This window comes from Sphingomonas sp. RS6 (genome assembly GCF_054489705.1).
On the sequence record NZ_JBTMWM010000002.1, the window covers coordinates 266,640 to 287,507 of the forward strand.

A 20,868-nucleotide genomic window follows, 5' to 3' on the forward strand; every position below is an offset into this window, starting at 1 on the left:
CAGGCACGGAACAGGGTCGGATCAAAAGGGGGCGGAGCCACGGGCTCGCGCCCCCTTTTCGTTTCGGCTCGAATGTGTATTATAGGGGCAATACACATTCGAGGAGACCGCCATGCGCCCGTTGCTCGTCCTTGCCCTGCTGCCCCTGGTGGCGGGCTGCCATGCCAGCTGGTCGAACGACGGCACCAAGGTTGCGGCCAAGGGGACGGGGGCGACACGCGACTTCGATGCCCGGGGGTTCACCGCTGTTGCGCTGAAAGGGCCCGATGATGTCGACGTCCGCGCCGGCAACGCCTTCTCGGTGCGAGCGGACGGCGATCCCGACGTGCTCGACGCGCTCGACATCCGCCTCGACGGCAACACGCTGAAAGTGTCGCGCAAGCGGGAGGGCGGCTGGTTCGGCGACCGCGACGGTCGGGTCGCCAGGATCCATGTCGTCATGCCGCGCCTCTCCGAGGCGGTGGTGGCGGGCTCCGGCACGCTGCGCGCCGATCGCGCTGAGGGCGACTTTGAAGGAGTGGTCGCCGGTTCGGGCGATCTCGACGTCGCTGCGCTCGATGGCGGCGAGACCTCGCTGTCGATCGCGGGATCGGGCGACGTCACGATCGCCGGCCGCGCCCGGACGCTCGACGTGTCGATCGCCGGATCGGGCGATCTGCGCGGCCAGAACTTCACGGCGGGACGCGCCGACATTTCGATCGCAGGATCGGGCGGGGTGCGGGCGAACGTGCCTGGCCCGGCGTCGATTTCGATCCTGGGTTCGGGCGATGTCGAACTGCGCGGCGGGGCCAAGTGCGAGGTGAGCAAGATGGGGTCCGGCGACGCCAAATGCTCATAGCAGATGGCCGGCGGGTAGAGCTCCTTCGCCCGACGCGTTCAGGCCGCCAGCGGAAAGCGAAGCAGCTTGTGCGCGGTGGCGACCAGCGCCTCCGCGCCTGGGCCGACGGCGCGGATGATCTCCGGGTGTGCGGCGTCGAGCCCGCCGGTAAGCGCGCCGAACGCCGGCAGGATCAGCTTGGTGCCCGTCGACACGAAACAACGGCGGGCGACGTGCCGACCGCGCACCGTCAGGCGCAGCTTGGGATGGAAATGGCCGGACAGTTCGGGCCGAGCCTCCCCAGGCAGCGCCTCGTGGCGTAGCACCAGCCCGTCGACCTCGGCTTCGTCGTGTACGGTGCCGCCGCAATGATCGATCAGCACCACATCATGATTGCCGGTGATCCAGTGCCAGGCGAGGCGGCTGGTCAGCGCGGTCAGCATCCCCCGTGCCTCGGCCGTGAGTCGCGCGCAGCCTTCGACATCATGAAAACTGTCGCCAAGGCACCAAAGTTCGTCGGGCGCCAGCCGGTCGACGAGCGCCGTGAGCGCGGCAAGCGTGGCGATCGTGTCATAGGGTGGCAGCATCTGGCCGTGTCCGGCGAACCAGCTCGCCTTTTCGAAGTGCAGATCGGCGACCAGCAAGGCCCGTCGCGACGGCCAGTAGAGCGCGCCCTCGGACATCGCGCGCAGATCGTGACCGCCGAACGAAAGGGGAACCATGCCGTTGCTATCGTCCTCCCCGGGGGCGACGTCAACCGCCCCGGCGCGTCAGAAGGCGCGGCGGACCTGGAGATAGAGATACTGGCCCCGGCGCTGGACCCGCCGCTCGCGATAGAGCAGCGGCGCGGTGTTTCGCGGACCGGTATAGACGTCGCGGTCGTAGATGCGCGCGGCGTTGATGGCGTTGCCCAGATCCGCGCGGACCGTCAGCTTCTTCGACGGCTTCCACTGCCCGAACAGCGTCAGGACCGGCTCGATGTCGGTCGTGCGATATTCGGCGATGCGATAGAGGTGAGAGCGATCGGCGTTGCAGCTGTGATCGATGCCATAGGTGAAGCGGCCGCCAGACAGATCGTGGCTGAAGGTGACGTTGCAGGTGAACGGCACCTCGTCCGAATAGCGCCGCCGCTCGCCGGTCAGCGGATCGGTGACGCGCGAGCGGGTGACGGCAGCGGAGACGCGCAACCGGGCATCCTTGATCCCGATCTTGTCGAACGGCAGCGTGAGCTTACCCGAGGCGGTGTCGCGCGTGCCATCGCCGATATTCCCCACCGCGTCATAGCCGTCTTCGAGCGGGATATAGTCGATCACGTCGCTGGTCGCTTCGTGGCTGACGCCCAGTTCGATCGCGCCGATGTTCCAGAAACGATGCTCGTACACCGCCTCCAGCGTCAGCGTCCGTTGCGGCACGAGATTGCCGTTGCCCCCGATCACCGTGCCCAGGTTGATTTCGGTCGATGCGACGAAATCGTCGAAATCGAGCTGGCTGACCGTGCGTTCCAGGCGAAGGCGCAGCTGGTCCTTCTTCGATGGGCGCCAGGTCAGCTGCACGCGTGGCTTTGGATAGAAGAACGAGCGGCGCCGATCGAAATCGCCGTTGCTGGCGATCCGTGACACTTCGGTACGGAGACCTGCCTCTACCGTGAGGCGGGGCGAGGGGGTCCAGCTCGCCTGGCCGAACATCTCACCGCGCAGTTCGTTCACGAACACCTGATTGTTCGGCAGCGCGACGAGCTGGTTCTCCTCCGCATAGGCCGTGTCGCTGCGCAGAAAATTATAGGCGATCTCGCCGCCGCCTTCGACCGACCAATGCCGGTCTATCTTGTGGCGCAGGATCGAGCGGACAATGCTCTCCCCGTTGGTCGATTGCGAGCCGAAGGTGGAGATGAAGCCGCCCGACACGGTCGACGAATCATAGCTCTCATGACCAAGCCGCTGGAGCGCGATCAGTTCGATCTCGCTCTTCTCGCCAAGCGGACGGGTCCAGTTCGCGCCCAGTTCGCCCGCCCAGTCGTGCGTCACATCCTCGGCGCGCCCGTCGCTGCCGCTGCCGGCGAGCAGCGTGACGGTTTGGCTGGAATTGAGGTTAGTGTAATCCACCCGCGCATTGACGCGGAGCAGCCCCCCACCGGCGCGGCGCTGGATGCTGCCGCGCGCATTGGCGTTACGATAGCGGTCCCACAGGTCGAGATCGTGCAGCTGGTATAGCCCGCCCGACGCATCTGTGCGGGTGCGCGTGCCCTGCGCGGTGCCGGCGGTGCGATCGGTGACCAGCTCGACCGAGAGTTCCTCGCGCGCATCGCCGTTGCGATGGGTATATTGGGCGGTGACGTCGGGCCCGACATAGCCGTCGCGATAGACATAGGTCTGGAAATCGATCAGCTTTTCGGTGGCTTCGGTGCGCTTGAGCACGACATTGGCGACCACCGCGCGCCCCTGCATGTCGATGCCGGGCGCGCCGCCGCGAATCAGCTCGATCCGCGCGACGCTGGCCGCCGAGATGCGCCGCAGCACGACGCCCAGCGAATCGGTTTTCGATGCGGGCGGCCTGCCGTCGATCAGGATGTTGCCGCTGTTGCCGGCGAGTCCGCGCGCGTCGCTATTGCCGTAATCGGGGGTGAAGCCGGGCAGGCGCTGAACCATCTCCAGCGCCGTGGCCAAAGCGGTCGATCCGAAGAATTCCGGTCCGTAGACCAGAACGCCCTGCTCTGGCGTCGCTTCGGTTGATGATGGTGCCTGCTGTGCAAAGGCCACGCCGGGGCAGATCGCAACGGCGATCACCCCAAACGATACGAACTTCATACGCGCCGAATTTCCCCAATGCTCCGGCGGCCTGCGCCGAAGACTCCCCAAACGCAGTTGTGCGACAGGGCAGGGCTTTGCGCCACCAAAACGCGACTTAACATGAATTTAAGCGGGAAAGCGTGACATGAGCGCCACGCCCCCGCGGATCAGAGCGCCTCTGCCGCCGCCCAGCCGCTCGACCAGGCCCATTGGAAATTGTAGCCGCCGAGCCAGCCGGTGACGTCGACGGCCTCGCCAATCGCATAGAGGCCGGGCACGCGCCGTGCCTCCATCGTCTTCGACGACAGGTCGGCGGTGGCGATGCCGCCGATCGTGACTTCGGCCTTGGCGAAGCCCTCCGTGCCACTGGGCAGGAAGCGCCAGCCGGCCAGTTGCGCCTCGGCCTGCTCGAGCGCGGCGTCGCGGCTGTTGCCGAGTTCGGCGGGCAGGGCGATGCGTTCGGCGAGCGTGGCGGCCAGGCGATCGGGCAAATGCCGGCCGAGCAGGGTGCGCAGGGTGAGGCGCGGCTCGGTACGTTTTGCATCGCGCAGCCAGCCCTTGGGCTGATCGGGCAGGAAGTCGATCGCGATCGCCTCCCCGTGGCGCCAATAGGACGAGACCTGCAGGATCGCCGGGCCTGAAAGCCCGCGATGGGTGAACAGCGCCGCCTCCCGGAACGTCGCCTTGCCGGCGCTGGCGGCGACTGGCGTGGAGACGCCGGAGAGATCGCGGAACAGCGCCTGGTCCGGGCCGAGGGTGAGGGGCACGAGCGCCGGGCGTGGCTCCACCACCTTCAGGCCAAAGCGGCGGGCGAGATCATAGGCGAAGCCGGTGGCGCCGAGCTTGGGAATGGCCGGGCCGCCGGTGGCGATGACGAGGGCAGGGGCTTCGGCAATGCCCTTGCTGGTGGTGACGCGGAAGCGGCCATCGGCATGGTCGACGGCGGTGATGCCCGCGCCCAGTTGGAGCGTCACCTGGCCGCGCCCGCACTCGTCGAGCAGCAGGTCGACGATCTGACGGGCCGAGCCGTCGCAGAACAACTGGCCAAGGGTCTTTTCGTGCCAGGCGATGTCGTGGCGCTCGACCAGGGCGAGGAAATCCTGCGCGGTGTAGCGGCCGAGCGCCGACTTGGCGAAATGCGGGTTGGCCGAGAGATAGCGGTCGGGTGCGGCGCCGAGATTGGTGAAATTGCACCGACCGCCGCCGGAGATCAGGATCTTCTTCCCCGGCGCCTCGGCATGATCGAGCAGCAGCACCCGGCGGCCACGCTGACCGGCCATGGCGGCGCAGAACATCCCCGCCGCACCCGCGCCGAGGATGATTGCGTCATGGATACCGAGGGAAGCGTGCATGGCAGGGCCGTTAGCGCGGTTCTCGGGCCCCGAACAGCAAAACGCCGCCGGGAATACCGACGGCGCCTGCTTCTGCCCGGTTGGGGCGGATCAGATGTGGATCGGCTTGCCCTGCACGCCCATTGCCGCTTCCTTGATCGCTTCGGAATGCGTGGGGTGGGCGTGGCAGGTATAGGCGATGTCCTCGCTGGTCGCGCCGAATTCCATCGCCTGCGCGGCCTGGGCGATCATCGTGCCGGCGACGCTGGCAATCGCCCATACGCCGAGCACGCGGTCGCTCTTGGCGTCGGCGATGATCTTCACGAAGCCGTCGGGCTCGTGATTGGTCTTGGCGCGGCTGTTGGCGAGCATCGGGAACTTGCCGACCTTCACCTCGCCGCGTTCCTTGGCCTGCTCTTCGGTCAGGCCGACGCCGGCGATTTCGGGCCAGGTGTAGACCACGCTGGGGATCACATCGTGGTTCACGATGCCGGTCTGGCCGGCGATGTTCTCGGCAACCGCAATGCCTTCATCCTCGGCCTTGTGCGCGAGCATCGGGCCGGGAATCACGTCGCCGATCGCCCACACGCCGTCCACCTTGGTGCGGAAGCTGTGGTCGGTCTCGATCTGGCCGCGCTGGTTGGTGGCGAGGCCGATCTTGTCGAGGCCGAGGCCGTCGGTGTTCGGGCGGCGGCCGATCGACACCAGCACGCAATCGGCCTCCAGCGTCTCGGCAGCACCGCCGGCGGCGGGTTCGAGGGTGAGGGTGGCCTTGTCGCCATTCACCGCCACGCCGGTCACCTTGGTGCCCAGCTTGAACTCGATGCCCTGCTTCTTGAAGATCTTGTTGGCTTCCTTGCGGACATCGCCGTCCATGCCCGGCAGGATCTGGTCAAGATACTCGACGCAGGTCACCTTGGCGCCCAGGCGGCGCCACACGCTGCCCAGCTCCAGCCCGATCACGCCGCCGCCGATCACGACCATGTGCTCGGGAACCTCGGGCAGTTCGAGCGCGCCGGTCGAATCGACCACGACCTTCTGGTCGATCGTAACGCCCGGCAGCGGGGTGACCGACGAACCCGTGGCAATGACGATGTTCTTGGCGGTGACCTTCTGGTCGCCGACCGAGACGGTGTGCGCGTCCTCGAAGCTGGCGCGGCCCTTCAGCCAGGTGACCTTGTTCTTCTTGAACAGGAACTCGATGCCGCCGGTCAGCTGCTTCACCGCGTCGCGGCGCTGGCCGTGCATGGTGTCGAGATCGAGCTCGGGCGTGACCTTGATGCCCATCTTTGCCATCGCGCCATTGGCGGCGGCGTCGAAAAATTCGGACGCATGGAGCATCGCCTTGGACGGGATGCAGCCCACATTGAGGCAGGTGCCGCCCAGCGTCTCGCGGCTCTCGGCGCAGGCGGTCTTCAGGCCCAGCTGCGCGGCACGGATCGCGGCGACATAGCCGCCGGGGCCGGCACCGATCACCAGGACGTCGAAATCATATTCAGCCATTTTTGATTCCTAAGCAAGCTCGACCAGCGCATTCAGGCCGGACAGGAAGTGTTGGAAACTGCGGGAGGAGTTTCGTGCGGGATCGATATGAGCGGCCATTCGCCGCGCGCTCTCAACCTTCGGAAGTCGCGTCTGATCTTTCCAATGTCCGGCGCCATGCAGCACTCGTAGGAAAGCTTCATGCGTCCCGCCCTTTATCGCATCTGGGTTTCTATAGCGGGCCGAACTTGCGAAGGTCGGCTTAACCCCAGGCCAAGCCGCAGCTGTGGCAATTGCGTCGCCGAAATACCAAGCTTCTAGCTCCTCAACAACAATGCGATTGACGACGTCAAATTCGACTCCGTCTGCCTGAGATTTATGGATCAAACCGGCATCTTGAGCAGCCGCTTCAAGCTGCGCTTTCAAGGCCTTGCAGTCGTCTTCGTCGCGGTCAATCAGAACCAGCGCGAGCGGGCGAAAGGCAAGTGGCGTACTCGCATAGCCACGTAAGCGCTTTGGTAACTCTTTCAGCAGTTGGGGTTTGGAGCCGTGGTTGATGGGACGCCATAATGCCGTATTCGGCAGAACACGGGGGAGGAAATCCCTTAGGAATGCCTCCATCGACGGTTCTTCGACATGAATATGTATCTCGCGGCTCAAGGGTTGCCTGCCTCGAAGTAGCCCTCCAACCACAGCTGTCCCAGCTTTGCGCCTGCAGTTATCTGGTGCGAAACGCCGCTCATGTCGGCAGCGCGAATAGCTTCGGTATAGCCGCGCTCGTTCCGTCGTAAGGCCCAAACCTGTTTGGGTTCAAGTGCATCGATGAAGAAAGGGGAATGGGTCGTCACCACCATCTGCATTTGCGCAGATGCGACTTCGCATTCTTCCGCAAGCTCGTAGAGCAGCTTCGGATGCAAGAAGTTTTCCGGTTCTTCGATTCCCAAAAAGGGTGGCGGCGCTGGATCGTGCAATTGGATCAAGTACGCGAGCATCTTCAGTGTGCCATCCGATACGTATCGCGCTTGTACCCCTTCCTCGAAGGGGGCGTCTTTTACAGTCAGCAGCAAGTGTCCCGTAGGCAGTGCCACCGGGTTCACTGATTCGAGTTTAGGAATACGCCGGCGCAATATGCCAAAGATGCGCTCTAGGCGGTCGGGGTGACGCTCGCCGAGAAACTGAATTACGTTGGCTAGATTGTTCCCGTTGCGCGAAAGATGTTCTTGCGGCCCTGCCTCAGGCACCACTCGAGTATCTCCAGCCGATAAATAGGAGAGGTGCCAGCCTACAATGAAGTCGCGCAAAGACTTGACGCGCGGATTATCCGCAAGCTGGCCCAACGTGCTAACCGCTAAAACATCCGGACCAGCAAGCGGGAGTTCGATTTTTTTGTCGTGCTGTTCCGGGAGTTCGCCGGAGACCACAGTTCCGGAGCCAAATTTGTAATCCAGAAACCGGAAGGGTTTACCCCAGCTGCCTCGTTTCCAGTGCATCCACTCAGATGCAATTGCGGGTTTCCCGTCAACGTCGTCTATCTCAAGATGATAACGAACCAAGCTTGGTTCTTTACCATCAAGGCGACCGCCTTCGCGGTAAGCAAGTTCAAACGTGATCGGACCTTTTTGTCCCCGGCTTCGCAGATCTGAAAATTTACCGCGCTTATCTACCGCGCGTCGAAGCCCTTCGGAAAAGCAATCCGAAAGAAATGCGAATACATCGAAGAAAGTAGACTTGCCGCTGCCATTCGGCCCTAACAGTGCAGTCAAGGGCGTTATGTCCTTGAACTGCACCTTTTGGAGCGAACGAAAATTGCCGATCTTGACCTCTTCGATGCGCGCGGGCTTCAGGCGTGAAGGAGTCACGATCGGCAATCCCATTCTTACAGGTCGATCAGCAGACGGGTCGGATCCTCGATCGCGTTCTTGATCGCGACGAGGAAGGTGACCGCCTCGCGGCCGTCGATCAGGCGGTGATCGTAGCTGAGCGCCAGATACATCATCGGGCGAACGACGACCTGGCCGTCACGGACGACCGGGCGATCCTCGATGCGGTGCAGGCCCAGCACGGCCGACTGCGGCGGGTTGATGATCGGGGTCGACATCAGCGAGCCGAACACGCCGCCGTTGGAGATGGTGAAGGTGCCGCCCTTCATTTCGTCCATCTTCAGCGTGCCGTCCTTGGCGCGCTTGCCGAAATCGCCGATCGTCTTCTCGATGCCGGCAACCGACAGGTCCTGCGCATCGCGGATCACCGGGACGACCAGGCCCTGCGGGGCCGAGACCGCGACCGAGATGTCGCAATAATCGTGGTAGACGATCTCGTCGCCCTCGATCGAACCGTTGACGCCGGGGATGTCCTTCAGCGCCATGCACGCGGCCTTCACGAAGAAGCCCATGAAGCCGAGGCGGACGCCGTGCTTCTTCTCGAACAGGTCCTTGTACTTGGCGCGGGCCTCGATGACGGCGGTCATGTCGACGTCGTTGAAGGTGGTGAGCAGTGCCGCGGTGTTCTGCGCGTCCTTGAGGCGGCGGGCGACGGTCTGGCGCAGACGGGTCATCCGCACGCGCTCTTCCTTGCGGCCGACGGTGGGGGCCGAGGCGACGGTAGGCGCAGCGGCCGGCGCGGCGGGCTTGCTGCTGGCTGCGGCGAGCACGTCTTCCTTGGTCAGGCGGCCATCCTTGCCGGTGCCCTGCACGGTCGAGGGATCGACGCCGGTCTCCAGCACCGCACGGCGCACCGACGGCGACAGCGCGGCCGCATCGGCAGCGGGCGCCGGGGAAGCGGCAGGCGCAGGAGCAGCGGCGGGTGCCGGCGCGGCTGCGGGGGCAGCGGCCGGAGCAGCCGCAGCACCTTCACCCGCGATGATCGCGATCACCGCGCCCACTTCGACGGTATCGCCGATCTTGACGATCTGCTCGCCCATCACGCCGGCGACCGGCGAGGGGACTTCGACCGAGACCTTGTCGGTCTCGAGGCTGGCGATCGGCTCGTCGGCGCGGACGGGATCGCCCGGATTCTTCAGCCATTCACCGACAGTGGCTTCGGTGATCGATTCGCCCAGTACAGGGACTTTGACTTCGGTGGCCATTCTCAACCTTTCCGGGTGCGGCGGATTTCTTCGCGGACATTATGGCCGAGCGCGTCGGCAACGAGCGCGCCCTGCTCTGCGGTGTGGCGCTTCATCAGGCCGGTTGCGGGCGATGCCGCCGCGGCGCGGCCCGCGTAACGCGGACGCTGTACCTTCGTGCCGGCGTCGATGAGGCACTCTTCGATCAGCGGCTCGACGAAGAACCAGTAGCCGTTGTTCTTCGGCTCTTCCTGGGCCCACACCACCTCTTCGAGGTTGGTCATGCGCTTCAGCCGATCGGTCAGCGGCTCGCCCGGGAACGGGTAGAGCTGCTCGATCCGGACGATCGCGGTGTTCTTGTCGCCCGCCGCGTCGCGTGCCTCGATCAGGTCATAGGCGACCTTGCCGGTGCACAGCACCAGGCGCTTCACGTCCTTGTCCGCAGGCGCGCTGGGGTCCGACAGGATCCGCTTGAAGTGGCTGTCGCCCAAGAACTCCTCGGCGCTCGACACCGCCATCTTGTGACGGAGCAGCGACTTGGGCGTCATCTGGATCAGCGGCTTGCGGAAGTTGCGGTGCATCTGCCGACGCAGCAGGTGGAAATAGTTCGCCGGCGTGGTGATGTTCACCACCTGCATATTGTCCTGCGCGCAGAGCTGGAGGAAGCGCTCCGGACGCGCCGAGCTATGCTCGGGGCCCTGGCCTTCATAGCCGTGCGGCAGCAGCATCACCAGGCCGTTGGCGCGGAGCCACTTGGACTCGCCCGACGCGATGAACTGGTCGATCATGATCTGCGCGCCGTTCACGAAGTCGCCGAACTGCGCTTCCCACAGCACCAGCGCCTTCGGATCGGCAAGCGCATAGCCATATTCGAAGCCGAGCACGCCATATTCGCTGAGCGGCGAGTCGAGCACCTCGAAGCTGCCATGCGGCACCGTGGTGAGCGGCACGTACTTCGACTCGGTCTTCTGGTCGACCCAGACGGCGTGGCGCTGCGAGAAGGTGCCGCGCCCCGAATCCTGGCCCGACAGGCGGACGGTGTAGCCTTCCGAAAGCAGCGAGCCGAAGGCCAGCGCCTCGCCGGTTGCCCAGTCAAAATTGGCACCGGACTTGAACATCTCGCGCTTGGCATCGAGCACGCGCGCGAGCGTCTTGTGGATCTCGTGCCCGTCAGGAACGGTGGTCAACGTGCGGCCGAGGCTGTCGAACAGCTTCTTCTCGATACCGGTCTCAATATTCCGACGTGCGCTTTCCGAATCCACCGGCGCGCCGAGACCCGTCCAGCGGCCGGCGAACCAGTCGGCCTTGTTCGGCAGATAGGTCTTGCCCGCTTCGAACTCGCCTTCAAGCAGCGTCGTGAACTGGTGCGTCTTCTCGTCGACAAAGCCCTGATCGACCACGCCTTCGCCGATCAGCTTCTGCGCATAGACGCTACTCACCGGCGGGTGCTGACGGATCTTCTGGTACATCAACGGCTGGGTGAAGCTGGGCTCGTCGCCTTCATTGTGGCCGAAGCGGCGATAGCACCACATGTCGATCACAATGTCCCGATGGAAGGTCTGGCGGAACTCGATGGCCACCTTGCAGGCAAAGGTCACGGCTTCGGGATCGTCGCCGTTGACGTGGAGGATCGGCGCCTGGACGCCCTTCGCGACGTCCGACGGATAGGGCGAGGAGCGCGCGAACTGCGGGCTCGTCGTGAAGCCGACCTGGTTGTTGATGACGAAGTGGATGCAGCCGCCGGTATTGTAGCCGCGGATGCCCGAGAAGCCGAGCGTTTCCCAGACGATACCCTGACCGGCGAACGCCGCGTCACCGTGGATCAGCACCGGCAGCACCTGCTCGTGCTTTTCCAGGTCGCCGCGGATCGTCTGCAGCGCGCGGGCCTTGCCGAGCACGACCGGATCGACGGCTTCGAGGTGCGACGGATTGGCGACCAGCGACATATGGACGGTGATGCCGTCGAACTCGCGGTCGGTGGAGGTGCCGAGGTGATACTTCACGTCACCCGAACCGCCGACATCCTCCGGATTGGCGGAACCGCCGCCGAATTCATGGAAGATCACGCGGAACGGCTTGGCCATCACGTTGGCGAGCATGTTCAGGCGGCCGCGATGGGCCATGCCGTACACGATCTCGCGCACGCCCTGGGCGCCGCCATATTTGATGATCGCTTCCATCGCCGGGATCATCGATTCGCCGCCGTCGAGGCCGAACCGCTTGGTGCCCACATATTTCTTGCCGAGGAACTTTTCCCACTGCTCGGCTTCGATCACCTTGGACAGAATCGCCTTCTTGCCGTCGGGCGTGAAGTGGATTTCCTTGTCCTTGCCTTCCATCCGCTCCTGAAGGAAGCGGCGCTCCTCGACATCGGCGATGTGCATATATTCGAGGCCGACATTACCGCAATAATTGGCCTGGAGGATCGCCACGATCTCGCGCACCGTCGCCTGCTGCACGCCCAGCGCGCCGCCAAGGAAGATCGGGCGATCGAGATCGGCGCCGGAAAAGCCGTGATATTCCGGCGTCAGGTCGGCAGGGAGATTCTGGCGGGAGAGGCCGAGCGGATCGAGATTGGCAGCGAGATGGCCGCGCACCCGATAGGTGCGGATCAGCATCATCGCGCGAATCGAATCTTCCGCGGCCTTGGTCACGTCTGCCGTCGAGGCGGCGGGCGCTGCGGCCTTTGCGGGGGCGCCGCCCTTGGCGGGCTTCGGCGCGGGCTCCATCTGGGTGGGGTCGAGCCCGGCCGTCAGCGAATCGGTATCGGTCAGCGGCCAGTTGGCACGCTTCCAACTGGGGCCCGAGGCGGTCGATTCGAGGCCCTCGAACCAGGCGCGCCAGCTGGGTTCCACCGAAGCCGGATCGCTTTTGTAGCGCCGGTACAAAGTCTCGACGAAGCCGGGGCTCACACCACCGGCGATGTCGTCGAAGTCGAGGCCTTCATAGCCCATGATCATGCTTCCGTTCGTGTTAGCGCTCCCATTCCCACCCTATATAGGAGCGCTACCGTTGCAAATTCAGCCCTTGAGCACTTCCATCAGCGTTTCGCCGAGCAGCGAGGGGCTGGGGGAAACGCGGATGCCAGCGGCTTCCATCGCCGCGATCTTGTCCTCGGCGCCGCCCTGGCCGCCCGAGACGATCGCACCGGCATGGCCCATGCGGCGGCCCGGAGGCGCGGTGCGGCCCGCGATGAAGCCGGCCATCGGCTTCTTGCGGCCACGCTTGGCCTCGTCGATCAGGAACTGGGCAGCCTCTTCCTCGGCCGAGCCGCCGATCTCGCCGATCATGATGATCGACTGGGTGGCTTCGTCCGCAAGGAACATCTCGAGCACGTCTATGAAGTTGGTGCCGTTGACCGGGTCACCGCCGATGCCGACGGCCGTGGTCTGGCCCAGGCCCGCGTTGGTGGTCTGGAACACCGCCTCATAGGTGAGGGTGCCCGAGCGCGACACGACGCCCACCGAACCCTTGGAGAAGATCGAGCCCGGCATGATGCCGATCTTGCACTCGCCAGGCGTCAGCACGCCCGGGCAGTTCGGGCCGATCAGGCGCGACTTGGAGCCGGAGAGCGCGCGCTTCACCTTGACCATGTCCAGCACCGGAATGCCTTCGGTGATCGCGACGATCAGCGGGATCTCGGCATCGATCGCCTCGAGGATCGAGTCGGCCGCGAAGGGGGGCGGCACGTAGATCACGCTCGCGTCGGCGCCGGTCTTGTCCTTGGCTTCGGCGACCGTGTCGTACACGGGCAGGCCGATATGCGTGCTGCCGCCCTTGCCGGGGGTGACGCCGCCGACCATCTGCGTGCCATAGGCAAGCGCCTGTTCGGTGTGGAACGTGCCGGTGGCACCGGTCATCCCCTGGACGATGACCTTGGTGTTCTTGTCGACGAGGATGCTCATTCAGTTCGCCTTTTCCGGGTCGCTGGGAGGGGCTGGGGTATAAGAGCGCAACGCCATCCAGCCGCCAAAGGTGGCCAGGGTATAGGTGGTTGCGCCCGACGAAGTGGTCGTAAAGGTCGCGCCGTCCGGCTTCGAATCGGGGCGCTGGTAGAGCGGCACCCGCGTTTCGCCGGGCAGCAGAATTTTGCGTGCCGTCAGATAGTCGTCACCCGCAGCGAGCCAGACGACGAGGCACGACTCCGCGAGAGGGCCGGCATCGGTGCCGGCCTTGGGGACGACAAGGTAGATGTTGCCGCCGGCGATGCGATAGATGGTGTTCGACACCGCATCATCGGCTGGCGCCATGGCGCTGGCGGCCGCCGCGGCATCGGGTGCCACCGCGCTTGCCATTGCGTGTTTCGCCGGTGCCGGCAAAATCGGATAGGCGCTGGGCTCGGCATTGCTGCGCGTGAGCTTGGCCGTGCCGCCCATGCACACGGCACGGAACAGCCCGACGGGGTCCGTCGGTGCCGTCGCGATCGCTTCCTGTGCGGAAGCGACCGCGGGCGCCGCCAGCGCCACCGGCAGGATCAGCCGAGCGAGGAGTCGATCGACTTGCATGCGGCGACGAGCTCCTTGACGGCATTCACCGAGACGTCGAAATTCGCCTTGGCATCGCCGTTGAGTTCGATTTCGACGATGCGCTCGACGCCGTCCTTGCCGATCACGATCGGCACGCCGACGTACAGGTCGTCCACGCCATACTGGCCGGTCAGGTGCGCGGCGCAGGGCAGCAGGCGCTTCTTGTCCTTAAGATAGCTCTCGGCCATCGCGATCGCGCTGGTGGCCGGGGCGTAGAAGGCCGAGCCGGTCTTGAGCAGGCCGACGATCTCGCCGCCGCCCGAACGGGTGCGCGCAACGATGGCGTTGATGCGTTCCTGGGTGGACCAGCCCATCTTGATCAGGTCGGGCACCGGAATGCCGGCGACGGTCGAATATTCGATCACCGGAACCATCGTGTCGCCGTGGCCGCCGAGCACGAAGGCAGTGACGTCCTCGACCGAAACCTTGAATTCATCCGCGAGGAAGTGGCGGAAGCGCGCCGAATCGAGCACGCCGGCCATGCCGACGACCTTCTGGTGCGGGAGCCCTGAGAATTCGCGCAGCGCCCACACCATCGCGTCGAGCGGGTTGGTGATGCAGATCACGAAGGCGTCCGGCGCGTGCTGGGCGATGCCCTCGCCGACGGCCTTCATGACCTTCAGGTTGATGCCGAGAAGATCGTCGCGGCTCATGCCCGGCTTGCGCGGCACGCCGGCGGTGACGATGCAGACATCGGCGCCCGCAATGTCCTCATAGCTGTTCGCGCCCTTGAGATTGGCGTCGAACCCCTCGACCGGACCGGACTGGGCGATGTCGAGCGCCTTGCCCTGCGGGGTGCCCTCAGCGATGTCGAACAGGACGATGTCGCCCATTTCCTTCATCGCCGCGAGGTGCGCGAGCGTACCACCGATCATGCCGGAGCCGATCAGCGCGATCTTCTTGCGAGCCATGGAATCTCCTTGGTTGAATCCAAGCAAAGCGGGCGCGTTTACATGCGCCGCGAAAGCGGGGGCGGGATAGGCTTATAATAGCGCGGCTGCAACCCGGGATTCGGTACAGCGCGCGGAATATCTTTGCAATTCGTTCGCAAGAGCAATAAGCGGCATTTTAGGCAGCGACCAGCCGGGTTGCAGGCGCTTAGCCGGCTCGTTGCCGTTGCGGCGCAGGGGCGCTGCGCATCCTAGTTCTTCGCAGCGTCCGCCGCCTCGCGCCGGGCATAATCGCGCGCGAGCACGTCGAACGCGAGCTTGTGCTGGCCGGTCTCGGAGATCAGTCCCTTGCGGTTCCATCCTTGCTGGTAGATCGGGTGCTGTCGCCGCGGCGAACGGAAGTCCTTGAGGATCCAGGGGCTCATGCCGCGCAGAAACGGCACCTTGGCTGCCATTGCGAGCGTCGCGCGGTAGTAATCGGCCTGATATTCCTCGCTGAACTTGTGCGGGCTCTCCACCGGATCGTGATAACCGGCCCGCGCGCCCGCGCCGAATTCCGAGAAGATCAGCGGCTTGTTCACCGGCCCGCGCCATTCCTGGCTGGCCAGATCCGCCAGCGCGTCATCGCTGTACCACCCGTTGTACGTGTTGATTGCCATGACATCGAGATCGTTGGCGAGCGGATCGTCGATCTTCATGATCCTGCCCTCGCGTCCGCTGAGCAGCGCGGCGGTGACGAGCCGGCTGGAGTCGAGGGCGCGGACATCGGCGATCATCGCGCGCAGGAAGGCGTTGCGCGCGTCATTGGTCGGCGTCTCGTTGGCGGCGCTCCAGAGCACGATCGAAGCGCGATTTCGATCGCGGCGGATGTTTTCGGCCTGGATGCGGCGCGCATCGGCCAGCGTCTCGGGATTCGACCAGTTGACCAGCCAGTAGAGCGGAATCTCGCTCCACACGAGCAGACCCATTTCATCCGCCATCCGCGTCGTGGCTTCGCTGTGCGGATAGTGCGCCAGGCGAACGAAATTGCCATGCAGCCCGTATTTGATCTCGCCGAGCAGCGCGCGGGCGGCGGCGGGCGTCATCGCACGAACGGGATCGGCGCCAAGCTCCTCCTCATGCATCGAGATACCGCGCAGGAAGATCGGCTTGCCGTTGAGCAGGATGTCGGTGCCCTTCACCGCGATGGTGCGAAAGCCCAGCCGATCGCTGAAGTGATCGGCGCCTGCGTCGATGGCGATGTCGTAGAGCCTGGGGTTCTCGGGCGACCAGCGGACCAGGTTGCGCGGCGCGGGCAGGGTCGCTTCCCACTTGCCCTCGCCATCGGTCTTGCCGTCGAGCGTGGCGCCGAGCGTGGGAATGCGGAACTTCACCGCGGTGTTCGCCGCCTTCGGCCCTTCGAGCGTCACGGAGACGGCGATGCGGGTGCCGTCGGGGGTGAGGCGCACGAACGCGTCGTCGACATAGGTGTCGGGCACCGTCACCAGCGTGATGCTGCGGGTGATGCCGCCATAGGTCTCCCAGTCGGTGACCGGCGGCGGCACATCGTTGATGGTGCGGACCGAGTCGACGCCGATGGTGACCTGGTTGCGGCCCGGGCGGAGCAGCCTCGTCACTTCGAAGGCGAACGGCGTGTAGCCGCCACGATGCTCGCCCAGCGGCTTGCCGTTCAGATAGACATAGCTGCGATATTCGGCCGCCCCCACGCGCAGGAACACGCGCTTGCCCGGCTCGGGCGATGCGGCGGTGAAGTCGCGCTGGTACCAGACGAGGCCTTGGTAGAGCCGCATCTCGGGCGAATGGCCGATCCACGATCCCGGCAGGCTGACGACCGGCGATTGCTGCATGTCATATTCGAAGAAGGTGCGCGGCTTGGCCTGCATCACATCGGCGACGATCACATCGGCGGCGCGGTTGGTGCGGACGTTCGGTGGTTCACCATGGAAACCGGCGAGACCGTCGCGATAGGGGTCGATCGACCAGTGCCACGGCCCGTCGAGACTCTGCTGCTGGCGCAGGTCTGCCGCCACCAGCACGGGCTGCGCCCAGGCAGGGGATATGCCGAGGCTTGCCAACCCCAACGCCGCGAGATGGCGCAATCGCCGCATCATCTTTTCCCCGTTTCTCCGGGGAATCCCGAAGCTTGTTGCCCTTGTCGAAGGGAAGAATGGACTCACGACAAGGCTCGATCAATCCTCTCCGTGACCCTTTGCCAGATACTCGTCGGACTGCATTTCCAGCAGGCGGCTGACGGTGCGTTCGAACTCGAACCGGCCGTCACCGTGCTCGTAAAGCTGTTCGGGCGGAGCATCGGCGGCGGCTAGCAGTTTGACCTTGTTCTCGTAGAGCGCGTCGATCAGCGTGACAAAGCGGGCCGCCTCGTTGCGATTCTCCGGGCCCAGCCGGGGGATGCCGACCAGGATGACGGTATGAAAGCGCCGGGCGATCGCCAGATAGTCGGGCGCGCCGCGCGCCTCGCCGCACAGGCGCTTGAACGAAAAGACGGCAACCCCCTTCACGCATTTGGGCACATGGATCTGCCGTCCGCCGGGAATCGGCACCTCGCAGGTGGGCACCCGCGTGCGATCCTCCACCGGATAGTCAGTGAGGCGGAAAAAGGTGGCGGAAAGCGTCGCGGTCGCCTCGGACCCGTTGGGCACCAGCCAAGTATCGGCGCTGCCAAGCCGATCGCGCCGATAGTCGACGGGGCCGTTCAGCGCGATCACGTCCATGCGTTTGCCGATCAGGTCGATGAACGGCACGAACAGATCACGGTTCAGCCCGTCCTTGTAGAGATCGCGTGGCGGGCGGTTCGAAGTGGCGACGACGGTGAGCCCGTGCGCCATCATTGCGGTGAACAGGCGTGATAGGATCATTGCATCGGTCGGATTGTTCACCACAAGTTCGTCAAAGGCGAGCAGCCGTGTGTCGTTTGCCAGCGCGTCGGCGACGGCGGTGATCGGATCGGCCGTGTCCTTTTGGCGTTCGGCGTTCAGCCGCTCATGGACCTCGAGCATGAATTCGTGGAAGTGAACGCGGCGCTTGCGGCGGATGGCCAGGCGGTCGAAGAACAGGTCCATCAGCATCGATTTGCCGCGACCCACGCCACCCCACATGTATAGGCCGCGTGGCGGCTCCGGCTTGCGACCGGCTAGGCGCCACAGGATGCTGCCCTTGCGCGGCGTTGCCTCCAGTTCGGCGGCCAGCGCATCGAGCCGCGCGGCTGCGGCCTGCTGTTCGGTGTCGGGACGGAGTTCGCCGGCTGAAAGCAGGGCGTGGTAGCGGCTGAGGACGTTCGTCAAAACCAGATGGCTCGCGCGAAAAGAAGGCGCCCGTCATGGGCGCACGTGGATTTGCGCGCGATAGGCCCGAAAACGGCCGCGCGAAACCCCTTCCGCGCGGCCGTCAGTTCCGGGATCAGGCGTAGGCGATCCGGGTTCGCCGGGTGCGCATCGCGCCGCCGGCAAGGCCTAAGCCCCCGATCAGCATTGCCCAGGCCGCCGGTTCAGGCACGCCAATCGGATTCCCGCCGATCGTCACGCCGTTGAATGCCAGGCCTGATGACCAGGCTGTGTCGTCCCAGTTGGTGACGCCGAAGCGCAACTGGTAATTGCCGGCCATCGTGATCTCATAGCTTGACTGAATCCAGCCGGTACGGCCGCAGCCTAGTTCGAAGCACGCGCCCGAAGTCTCGCCCAGCGGGCTCCAGTTGGTTTCGTTCGCGATGATCGGCGTGCTGCCGGGATTGAGCGTCGAATCATTGGGCGGCAGATCGAAGCCGGGGCTGGTGTCGCCCGATGTCGTCGTCCGCGCCGTGAACAGATAGGCGACATGTCCGCCCATGCCGTCGAGCAATTCGGCAAAGCCATAATCCGAATAGCCGGCGCCATCGGATGTCACATACTGGAAGTAGAAATTGAGCACGTCGCCTGAACCGGCAGCGAAAATCTGCGTGCGATACTCGGAGCCGTTGGTGCCGCCGACGCCGTCGATCTGCCCCGCGCCTTCAACGCCGCCCTCGGTCGTGATGTATTGATAGGTGCCGCCCAGCGGCGATGCCGAGACGTCACCATCAGCACCCAGCGTGCCACAGACGCCCGTGCAGGTCTGCGCCGCGGCAGGGGTGGCGAGGCTTGCAGCGCCCGCCATGATCGTTGAAACGATCAGACTCTTCGAAAGTCGGTTCATGATGATCCCCTGTAGATTGGATTGTTGGATGATGCCGCGACCCGAAACCGCAACTCAATCTTTTGCTGAAAACGGATTGCCCCAAAACGGAGCGCAAAAAGTTTAAGAGGAAATCGCCGTCGATAATTGGATAAACTCGTCATTCGACGAAATTTCGACGAGTGGGACGAGCGGCTTGTGCGATGCGCCTCGAACTTGTCGTGTATGTGCTGCTTGTTACTCGATCAGTTGCAGCAACAAAAAACGCCCCGGCTCACCACCGGGGCGTCTTGCGAATGAGGATAGGGACGACGTCCCTGAACGATCAGAGCGTGCGCTCTGCCGCCAGCTTCTTCACTTCGGCGATCGCCTTGGCCGGGCTGAGCCCCTTGGGGCAGGCGTTCGCGCAGTTCATGATCGTGTGGCAGCGATACAGGCGGAACGGATCTTCGAGCTGGTCGAGCCGCTCGCCGGTCATCTCGTCGCGCGAATCGGCGAGCCAGCGATAGGCCTGGAGCAGGATCGCTGGGCCGAGGAACTTGTCGCTGTTCCACCAATAGCTCGGGCACGAGGTCGAGCAGCAGGCGCACAGGATGCACTCGTAGAGGCCGTCCAGCTTCTCACGGTCCTCGGGGCTCTGCAGCCGTTCCTTGCCCGAAGGCGTGGTGGTGACGGTCTGCAGCCAGGGCTTGATCGAGGCATATTGCGCGTAGAAGTGCGTGAAATCGGGGACGAGGTCCTTGATCACGTCCATGTGCGGCAGCGGCGTGATCTGGATCTCGCCCTTCACATCCTCGATCGCGGTGGTGCAGGCGAGGCCGTTCTTGCCGTCGATGTTCATCGAGCAGGAACCGCAAATGCCCTCTCGGCATGAACGGCGGAAGGTCAGCGACGAATCCTGCTCGCCCTTGATCTTGATCAGCGCGTCGAGGACCATCGGGCCGCAATCGTCGAGATCGACCTCGAACGTGTCGTAACGCGGATTGGCCCCGGCATCGGGATCGTAGCGATAGATTTTGAACTTCTTGACCCGCGTGGCTTCGGGGCTCGCCTTGTGCTCCTGGCCCTTGGTAATGCGGCTGTTCTTGGGCAGGCGGAATTCGGCCATTCCTGAAACTTCCTCTTTGCGGCGCGACGCGTCTTTGGGGGGCGAGCTATGCCTTTCGCATCCGCAGCGCAAGTGTCCTTTGGGTCGCGGGCCTCAAACCGGTCAGATGATATCGAGAACGAGGCCCAGTTCGCGCGCCTCCTCGGCCTCGATATACCAGTTTTCCGGGGCTCGCCGGCGCAACTCGTCAAACTCGATTCGCGAGCCCGCAATGAGCGCGCGAAATCCCTCTTCCTCGATGCGGATCGAATGTTCGATCTCATGGAGCTTCGCCTTGAGCGTCGCCGAGAGCGAGCGAAGCGGGCCCGACAGGTCGATCGTGCTGGTCAGTTGGCGCTCATGCACCATGATCCGCGTGCCCCGCGTCAGGAATCGCTTCTCGACCGGAAAGCTGGCCATGAACGTGGCGCCGGCCGAATAGACGGCGACTTTTCCCAGAAACAGCATTTCGCGGCCGCTCTGATCACGCAGCAGCCGCAGATCGTCGCTCATCAGGCGTGCGACTTCGGGATCGCCGCCAAGGGTGGAGAGCGCCACGACCAGCGGCCCGCCGGCGGGGGCGGCAGCCAGCTGGTCGCGAAACTGCCGGTACAGGCCCTGGTCGATCGGACCCTGCAGATGGATGTGCGGCGTGGCCAGCAGCGGATAACGCTGCACGGGGGCGGGCGAGGGTGCGGCGTCGGTCATCGGGAGCGCA

17 protein-coding genes are annotated in these 20,868 nt (G+C 64.6%); 1 reads left to right on the forward strand and 16 read right to left on the reverse strand.

Going from position 1 to position 20,868, the window contains the following annotated elements; translation table 11 throughout:
* Nucleotides 1–112 precede the first annotated feature (112 nt).
* A complete protein-coding gene (locus ACX40Y_RS05965) occupies nt 113–838 on the forward strand; it encodes a head GIN domain-containing protein (RefSeq protein WP_459118631.1) in 726 nt (241 codons plus the stop codon).
* Between the two features lie 38 nt (nt 839–876).
* Here ACX40Y_RS05965 and pdeM read toward each other — a convergent pair whose 3' ends face one another.
* From pdeM to ACX40Y_RS06045, 16 genes are all read right to left on the reverse strand, one after another.
* Nucleotides 877–1,539, reverse strand: coding sequence for a ligase-associated DNA damage response endonuclease PdeM (gene pdeM, locus ACX40Y_RS05970; protein WP_459118632.1), 663 nt, complete (start codon nt 1,537–1,539; stop codon nt 877–879).
* Between the two features lie 48 nt (nt 1,540–1,587).
* Nucleotides 1,588–3,621: a TonB-dependent receptor plug domain-containing protein gene (locus ACX40Y_RS05975; protein WP_459118633.1), complete on the reverse strand. Its 2,034-nt coding sequence runs from the start codon at nt 3,619–3,621 to the stop codon at nt 1,588–1,590.
* 149 nt (nt 3,622–3,770) lie between these two features.
* The gene (locus ACX40Y_RS05980) at nt 3,771–4,955 is read right to left on the reverse strand and encodes a BaiN/RdsA family NAD(P)/FAD-dependent oxidoreductase (protein WP_459118634.1); all 1,185 of its coding nucleotides are present in this window, start codon (nt 4,953–4,955) and stop codon (nt 3,771–3,773) included.
* A 90-nt stretch (nt 4,956–5,045) separates the two neighbouring features.
* The gene (gene lpdA / locus ACX40Y_RS05985; RefSeq protein WP_459118635.1) at nt 5,046–6,437 is read right to left on the reverse strand and encodes a dihydrolipoyl dehydrogenase; all 1,392 of its coding nucleotides are present in this window, start codon (nt 6,435–6,437) and stop codon (nt 5,046–5,048) included.
* Nucleotides 6,438–6,446: 9 nt separating this feature from the next.
* Entirely contained in the window at nt 6,447–7,076 is a 630-nt protein-coding gene (locus ACX40Y_RS05990) for a DUF4276 family protein (RefSeq protein WP_459118636.1), read from the reverse strand.
* On the reverse strand, nt 7,073–8,290 hold the full coding sequence (locus ACX40Y_RS05995) for an AAA family ATPase (protein ID WP_459118637.1): 1,218 nt from the start codon (nt 8,288–8,290) through the stop codon (nt 7,073–7,075). Before ACX40Y_RS05995 ends, ACX40Y_RS05990 begins: the two co-directional genes overlap by 4 nt.
* A gap of 2 nt (nt 8,291–8,292) precedes the next feature.
* A complete protein-coding gene (odhB, locus tag ACX40Y_RS06000; protein WP_459118638.1) occupies nt 8,293–9,501 on the reverse strand; it encodes a 2-oxoglutarate dehydrogenase complex dihydrolipoyllysine-residue succinyltransferase in 1,209 nt (402 codons plus the stop codon).
* 2 nt (nt 9,502–9,503) lie between these two features.
* Nucleotides 9,504–12,434 carry a 2-oxoglutarate dehydrogenase E1 component gene (locus ACX40Y_RS06005; protein ID WP_459118875.1) on the reverse strand — a complete coding sequence of 977 codons (2,931 nt, stop codon included), beginning with the start codon at nt 12,432–12,434 and terminating at the stop codon, nt 9,504–9,506.
* A gap of 66 nt (nt 12,435–12,500) precedes the next feature.
* Complete coding sequence (gene sucD / locus ACX40Y_RS06010) at nt 12,501–13,385, reverse strand: succinate--CoA ligase subunit alpha (protein ID WP_459118639.1); 885 nt, start codon at nt 13,383–13,385, stop codon at nt 12,501–12,503.
* Nucleotides 13,386–13,985: a hypothetical protein gene (locus ACX40Y_RS06015; protein ID WP_459118640.1), complete on the reverse strand. Its 600-nt coding sequence runs from the start codon at nt 13,983–13,985 to the stop codon at nt 13,386–13,388.
* The gene (gene mdh / locus ACX40Y_RS06020) at nt 13,955–14,917 is read right to left on the reverse strand and encodes a malate dehydrogenase (protein WP_459118641.1); all 963 of its coding nucleotides are present in this window, start codon (nt 14,915–14,917) and stop codon (nt 13,955–13,957) included. The genes ACX40Y_RS06015 and mdh overlap by 31 nt, the downstream gene beginning before the upstream one ends.
* 230 nt (nt 14,918–15,147) lie before the next feature.
* Nucleotides 15,148–17,004, reverse strand: coding sequence for a glycoside hydrolase family 2 protein (locus tag ACX40Y_RS06025; protein ID WP_459118642.1), 1,857 nt, complete (start codon nt 17,002–17,004; stop codon nt 15,148–15,150).
* 81 nt (nt 17,005–17,085) lie between these two features.
* A complete protein-coding gene (zapE, locus tag ACX40Y_RS06030; RefSeq protein ID WP_459118643.1) occupies nt 17,086–18,198 on the reverse strand; it encodes a cell division protein ZapE in 1,113 nt (370 codons plus the stop codon).
* Between the two features lie 115 nt (nt 18,199–18,313).
* Nucleotides 18,314–19,084 (reverse strand): NF038132 family protein, encoded by a 771-nt coding sequence (locus ACX40Y_RS06035; RefSeq protein WP_459118644.1) that lies wholly within the window; start codon nt 19,082–19,084, stop codon nt 18,314–18,316.
* Between the two features lie 304 nt (nt 19,085–19,388).
* Nucleotides 19,389–20,171 carry a succinate dehydrogenase iron-sulfur subunit gene (locus tag ACX40Y_RS06040; RefSeq protein ID WP_459118645.1) on the reverse strand — a complete coding sequence of 261 codons (783 nt, stop codon included), beginning with the start codon at nt 20,169–20,171 and terminating at the stop codon, nt 19,389–19,391.
* Nucleotides 20,172–20,273: 102 nt separating this feature from the next.
* A complete protein-coding gene (locus ACX40Y_RS06045; RefSeq protein ID WP_459118646.1) occupies nt 20,274–20,858 on the reverse strand; it encodes an ATP-dependent Clp protease proteolytic subunit in 585 nt (194 codons plus the stop codon).
* Nucleotides 20,859–20,868: the final 10 nt, after the last annotated feature.